This window comes from uncultured Brachyspira sp. (assembly GCF_944390845.1).
Classification (GTDB): Bacteria; Spirochaetota; Brachyspiria; order Brachyspirales; family Brachyspiraceae; genus Brachyspira; species Brachyspira pulli.
Window position 1 is genome coordinate 21,273 of record NZ_CALXRM010000045.1, and the last position, 6,461, is coordinate 27,733.

A 6,461-nucleotide genomic window follows, 5' to 3' on the forward strand; every position below is an offset into this window, starting at 1 on the left:
AATATAGCAAATTCTTGACTTTTTAAATATATTATGTATAATATGAATTGGAAATAATATGTTTATTTAAGGTTATTTTTAGTGTTTGATAATTTAACAAAATCTATATCTAATGTATTCTCTAAAATACATGGTAAAAAAGTACTTACTGATAAAGATATCACAGACAGTCTTTTAACTATTAAAGAAGCTCTCTTGTCTGCTGACGTATCATTAGAAGCAGCTGATAAATTCCTTGAAGAAGCTACTAAAAGAGCTATAGGAAAGGAAAAATTAGAAGGTGTAGAACCTGCTAATCAATTTATAGCTGATGTTCATGATACTTTAGTTAATATGATAGGCGAGGGTGAAAGCGGTTTAAAATTAGAGCCTGTTGAAAAAACTACAATAACTATATTGTTCGGTTTGCAAGGTTCTGGTAAAACTACTACAGCAGCTAAATTGGCTAAATATTATAAAGATAAAAGACGTGTTATGTTGGTTGGTCTTGACGTACATAGACCAGCAGCTATGGAACAGCTTGCAGTATTGGCAAGAGAAGTTGGAGTTCCTTATCATATAGACACTAAAGAGAAAAAAGCATATAAAATCCTTAAAAAAGCTTTAGCTATAGCCAAAAAAGAACAGTATAACATGATATTAGTGGATACTGCAGGACGTTTGGAAATAGATGAAGATATGATGCTTGAACTTAGACGTGTTGTAAACTCTGCCGATGTTACAGAAAAATTATTGGTAGTTGACTCTACAGCAGGTCAAAGTGTGTATGATGTTGCTAAAAGTTTTCAAAGCAATATTGGCATAAATGGTGTTATACTTACAAAATTTGACTCTGGTGTAAGAGGCGGTGCTGCCTTATCATTAAGGTATGCTACTGGTTCATCAGTTAAATTTGTCGGTGTCGGAGAACATATTGACGATATCGATGTGTTTGATCCTAAAAGAGTAGCAGGTCAAATACTCGGTATGGGTGATATTGTTAAACTTGTAGAGAAAGCCCGTGCTGCTATAAGTGAAAAAGAAGCTCAGGAAATGCTTCAAAAAGTTATAGAAAACAACTTCGATTATAATGATTTCTTGAAGCAAATAGAAGCTACTACCAAAATGGGCGGATTAAGCAAAATGACATCTATGATACCTGGTATGGCAAATGTTGATACTGAACTTTTAAGCCGTGAAGAAGAAAAATTCAAGAAGTACAAAGCTATCATACAATCAATGACTAAAAAAGAAAGACTAGCCCTATTTCCTTTAAATAATTCAAGAAAAATGAGAATTTCTAAAGGAAGCGGTCAAAGTGTTTATGATGTTAATCAGCTAATAAAGCAATTTAACATGATGAAAAACATGATGGGCAGCACTAAGAAGATGGATAAGCTCGCAAAATCCCTAGAGGGTATGGGTATGTCTATAGATGATTTAAACAAATTAATGTAATTAAAAGTTTGGAGGAAAAGAAAGGTGGTAAAATTAAGATTAAAACGTATAGGTCGCAAACATGAGCCTCATTATCGTATTGTAGCTGCAGATGCTCGTTTCCCACGCGATGGTCGTTTTATAGAAGAGCTAGGTTGGTTTAATCCTAAAGCTAAAGATGTATTGTATAAGTTAAACATAGAAGGTTTAAAAAAATGGCTTTCTAATGGTGCACAGCCAACTTATGTAGTAAAAAGTATTCTTATCAAAGAAGGTTTAATGGAAAAAGATAATGGTGCTCCTCTTGAACGTAAAAAGAAAAGAGCATTAAAAAATCCTGAAAAAAGACGCAAACATCGTAAACAAGCTAAGCCTGAATCTACTGAGGAAAAGAGCGAAGCTTAATTTACGTCTTATAATATATAAAGGAGTGTGCTATGACGGAAGAAAAAGAGCTTATTGAGTATTTGGCTAAAAAGTTAGTGGATGAGCCTGAGGGTGTTAGTGTTAAGGTTATTGAGGGTGAGAAGAGTACGATTTTGGAATTGAAAGTAAACCAAAGCGACATAGGTAAAATTATAGGTAAAAGAGGTCGTATTGCGCATGCATTACGTACTATTCTTTTTGCAGCTTCCATGAAAAGTGGTAAACGTGTAATGCTTGAGATTATTGACAATTGATTATTTTTTACGGCAAGATCACAGGTATACATGGTTTAAAAGGAGAGGTTGAAGTAGCTTTTCTTGATAAAGATTACTTCGCCTCTCTTCCTGTTTTAAATAAAGATATACCTATAATTATTAACAATCAGACATTTACCGTTTTAAATGTTAAAAAGAAAAATAAGGCTTTCGTACTGGCTTTAAAAGATATTGATGATATTGAACAGGCTAAAGCTTTTATTGGTGCTGATATATTTATTGATTCCTCTTTCCTACCTCAGTTAGATGATGATACTTTCTATGAGGCTGAATTAATAGAATATGAAATTATTGATTTAGATAATAATTTATATGGAAAAGTGGTTGATGTATACAGCCTGCCTTCTAATTATGTGCTTGAAATAAAATTAGCAGAAAATGATGAAATAGTATCTATTCCTTTTGTTCATGCATATTTCGGAAAATCTGATAAAATTAACAAAACTATACAAATCATTCAAAAACCTATATTTGATGATGATTAATTTTTCATTATAATAATTCATTTTTTACATTTTTTATATTCTTATGTTATAAAACTGAATAAAATTAAAGGATAAAAAATGAAAAAAATTGTCACAATATTTATTACTTTATTATCTCTTTTGATTATTTCTTGCGGACAGAAAAATACCAATGAAACAGCAAATGCTGCTATGGATCATTCTGCTCATCATAGTATGGGTTCAGATATTATTAGTTTAATGCATGCTCCTATGATGGAGAAGCCATTTGAGAAAACAGCTAATATTGATGTAGACTTTTTAGTTAATATGATTCCGCATCATCAAGGTGCTATACTATCTTCAAAAAAATTATTAGAAACAACAACTAATCAGGCTTTAATTGATTTAGCTAATAATATAATAAAAGCTCAAGAAAAAGAGGTTGAGGAGTTTACACTTTTAATTGATGAATTAAAAGCTAAAAATACAAATTATGATGATATAGATACAGCTGCTTTCGGAGATGAAATGGAAGTTCTTATGAATAATATGATGGAAGCTATGTCATCTATTAAAGTAACAGAAAATGATGATATCAATTTCTTAAAGGGAATGATACCTCATCATAAAGGTGCTGTAGATGTATCTAGGAAAATTTTGGAGGCAACAAAAGATGACAAGATAAAAGAGATTGCTTACAGAATTATAACAGCTCAGGAAAAAGAGATTAATGATATGAATAACATGCTTAGTTCTATGAATTAATAAGCTATTTAATATTAAATTATATGGGTTGGCATTTTATTCTGATGCCCGCCCATTTTCTTTTTATATACCATTAAGAAATTTGAAGTTTTATTTTCCTTAATATTTTGAATAGAAAAAGCAATTCCCACCCTAGATTTTTTTTAATTGATTGTATTTATACCGCACGCAGAATGAAGCTAAAATATATAGTTATATTAAAATACAATTTTTATTATATATTATAGTTCATTAACCGTGCGTTAAAGACATTAAATTGAAATTTTTCGCTTGGGTGGGTGTCTTATTTCTTTTGAGGTTATGAGGAAAATGGAATTCTATTTTTAATTAAGTAATAAGGATAAAAGGGCGGGGAGAGAGAAAAAAAATCATTTGTTAATATAATAATTGACAAATTGATTTATTTTTGTATAATCTATATACTTTAAGATTTGGTAATTAATTATGGCTAAAAAAGATAAAAAGGACAATAATACTATTTCATCTGGAGAAATAGCAAAGAATAAGAAAGCCCTTTTCAATTATGAAGTAATTGAGAAATTTGAGGCAGGTATAGTTTTATTAGGCACAGAAGTAAAATCTTTACGTGAACGCAGTGTTAATATGGCAGATAGTTATGCTTCTTTCAAAAAGGGTGAACTATTTATAGTGAATATGCATATCTCTCCTTATCATTTTGGCAATAGAAATAATCATGAACCTTTAAGAGAAAGAAAACTTTTAATGAAGAAACGTGAATTAAAACGTTTATATGGTAAGATTAGAGAACAAGGACTTACACTTATACCTGTTAAGCTTTATTTTGCTAGGGGAAAAGTAAAAGTTGAATTGGCTTTAGCTAAAGGTAAAAAATTACATGATAAAAGAGAAACTCTAAGAAGAAAAACTTTAGATAGAGAAATGGAAAGATATATTAAAAGATAATAATATATTTTTATTCGTATGATAAAGCATTTCTTAAATAAAATTCTATTTTTGATATATTATCTGCTACTTGTTTTATATATTCTTTTTTGTTTTCATTAGTTTTATATTCTCTTATAGACTTAGCAAAATCATCAAGCATATCTTTTATATGATTCATTGATATCTTTTTAAATTTTTTTGCCAAATTTTCTATTTTATCCACTATACTATAGTCGATGTTATTTATGCCGCTGAATGTGATATCAGATATAAGTATTTCTAAATCTCTAAGCAAATCAAAAATCATATTATCAATCTTTTATTTTTAGTAAATTAAGTGAGTATAAGAAAGGTATTCCTTTTTTCACTTTTACAATATAAAAAATAGATGCTATAAATATACCAACTAATGCTAATATTATAGATAAATCACTTATAATAAAAGCTGTTTTGTATAATACTAATATACATATAGGTATATATATTCCTCCGGCTAATGAAGTAAGTATCATAAATAAGAATAATATAAATATAGGATTTTCCATTAAGTGATTATTTATTATATATTCTAATCCTATATGTTTTGTAAATGTATCAAGGTATAAATATATCATAGAAATGCATGCTAGTATGAAAAAAGCTATAGCATACATTTTTTCTCTTTTCACTAAGAATCCTGCTATAAAGAATGCTATCAATAATACAGAGAAGATATAGCTATCTAAAAACATAAAGCTTGCCACTATTATTAATTCCATAAAAATAATAAAAAGCATTAATCTAAAATTCTTTTTTATAGAATTAAATCCAAAGAAAGTGTACATTACTATTTTTGATTTAGCAGTTCTGTATTCACTGTATATATGTCTAAAATAACTTATAAATATTAAAGCTATAGATACAAGAAATAGTGCCGGGAATAGAGTTAAAGTTATTATTATTGAACTGTTAATATTTAAATTAGCTGTATCGCCATTTATTAATTTTGCGGATATAGTATTTTTTTCATCATTTATAATATTTACATAAGAATATTCTTCATAAGATATATTGGTATTTCCAGTTGAACCAACATAAAGTATATGCATAAGTACAACGCCTTCGCCTTTATCTTTTAAATTAAGTTTGGCTTTGGCTACACCATTTTCATCAGTTGGAACTACATAAACATTAGTATATGCAGTAGTATTTGTGTTTACAGTTTCTTCAGTGTTATTTTTTTCTTCATCATCTTCTTCTATATCTTTTAATAGAACTTCTTCATTATTTGGTATTGCATTAGGCACTTCAAAATCGAATAAATCAGGCTTTAAAGATGTAAATCTTACTAATCTATTAACAAGAGGAAGTCCTCTTCTTTCAACCATTATAGAAACTTCATTGGAGGAGTTAGTGTCAGATATATTGAATGTATTTTCTTTTTCATAGGTAAATGTATATTCTGAAGTTTTATTAGTATTTTCTTGTGCATATATTACATTTAATATTGCAAAAAGAAATATTATAAAATATTTTAGCATTTACACAAAAACTCCTAATTAAGAAATGATATTGTTTAATTTAGTTAGAATAATATAATTATCGAACAAATTAATAAAATTAAATAATATAATTTTTTATATTATTTAACCTTATTAATTTTTATGATACGAAAAAGTTTTATTAACACTATTATAACTGTAACAAATACTGATAAGTAAAAAAAGAACACCATCTTTTTTAAGATAAGTGTTCTTTTTTATTTTTTCGTTATTTATAGCTATTAAATTATTTTATAAGAGCAACTATCTCTTCATTTTTTACTATTAAATATTCTGTATCGCCTTCTTTAATTTGGATACCAGCATATTTATCATATATAACTATATCGCCTTTTTTTACTTTTATATCTTCACAGTCGCCTATTTCTACAACTTCTGCTTTTTGAGTTTTTTCTTTAGCTGTATCTGGAAGAAGTATTCCGCTAGAAGTTTTTTCTTCTTGTTCTAATACTTTTAAAAGTACTCTATCTGCTAATGGTTTAATAGATGACATATTCACTTTCTCCTTAATTAATATATTTATTTAATGATAAATTATTTTTTCTAAATATTTGTGCAATATTTTATAATAAAAACTATTAAAAGTCAATAATATGGAAGTTATTAATATTGTTTAAGAGCCATAGATATTGCACATTTTTAGTTTAAAAAAAGAAGGTATTCCTTATAATTTAAATTGCTACAAA

Annotated in this window: 8 protein-coding genes and 1 pseudogene; 6 read left to right on the plus strand and 3 right to left on the minus strand. The window is 27.8% G+C overall.

All coding sequences use genetic code 11. The annotated features are described in order from the left end of the window. Positions 1-81: 81 nt before the first annotated feature. The 6 genes and pseudogenes from Q0K52_RS09730 to smpB all read left to right on the plus strand — a co-directional run bounded on the left by Q0K52_RS09730 (position 82) and on the right by smpB (position 4,252). Positions 82-1,437, plus strand: coding sequence for a signal recognition particle protein (locus Q0K52_RS09730; RefSeq protein WP_297298907.1), 1,356 nt, complete (start codon positions 82-84; stop codon positions 1,435-1,437). 24 nt (positions 1,438-1,461) lie between these two features. Continuing rightward, a pseudogene (rpsP, locus tag Q0K52_RS09735) lies at positions 1,462-1,704 on the plus strand (30S ribosomal protein S16); the annotation flags it as partial. Positions 1,705-1,853: 149 nt separating this feature from the next. Then, positions 1,854-2,096, plus strand: coding sequence for a KH domain-containing protein (locus tag Q0K52_RS09740; protein ID WP_008726607.1), 243 nt, complete (start codon positions 1,854-1,856; stop codon positions 2,094-2,096). Beyond that, positions 2,093-2,602, plus strand: coding sequence for a ribosome maturation factor RimM (gene rimM / locus Q0K52_RS09745; protein ID WP_297298910.1), 510 nt, complete (start codon positions 2,093-2,095; stop codon positions 2,600-2,602). Before Q0K52_RS09740 ends, rimM begins: the two co-directional genes overlap by 4 nt. Positions 2,603-2,680: 78 nt before the next feature. Then, positions 2,681-3,328, plus strand: a complete 648-nt coding sequence (locus Q0K52_RS09750; RefSeq protein WP_297298912.1) for a DUF305 domain-containing protein — start codon at positions 2,681-2,683, stop codon at positions 3,326-3,328. 444 nt (positions 3,329-3,772) lie between these two features. Then, positions 3,773-4,252, plus strand: coding sequence for an SsrA-binding protein SmpB (smpB, locus tag Q0K52_RS09755; RefSeq protein WP_297298914.1), 480 nt, complete (start codon positions 3,773-3,775; stop codon positions 4,250-4,252). Positions 4,253-4,262: 10 nt separating this feature from the next. On the opposite strand, the gene Q0K52_RS09760 is transcribed toward smpB, so the two are convergent. From Q0K52_RS09760 to Q0K52_RS09770, 3 genes are all read right to left on the minus strand, one after another. After that, a complete protein-coding gene (locus Q0K52_RS09760) occupies positions 4,263-4,541 on the minus strand; it encodes a hypothetical protein (RefSeq protein ID WP_297298916.1) in 279 nt (92 codons plus the stop codon). Between the two features lie 4 nt (positions 4,542-4,545). Further along, positions 4,546-5,754, minus strand: a complete 1,209-nt coding sequence (locus Q0K52_RS09765) for a hypothetical protein (protein WP_297298917.1) — start codon at positions 5,752-5,754, stop codon at positions 4,546-4,548. A gap of 247 nt (positions 5,755-6,001) precedes the next feature. Continuing rightward, positions 6,002-6,268, minus strand: coding sequence for a co-chaperone GroES (locus Q0K52_RS09770; RefSeq protein WP_297298919.1), 267 nt, complete (start codon positions 6,266-6,268; stop codon positions 6,002-6,004). Positions 6,269-6,461 lie beyond the last annotated feature (193 nt).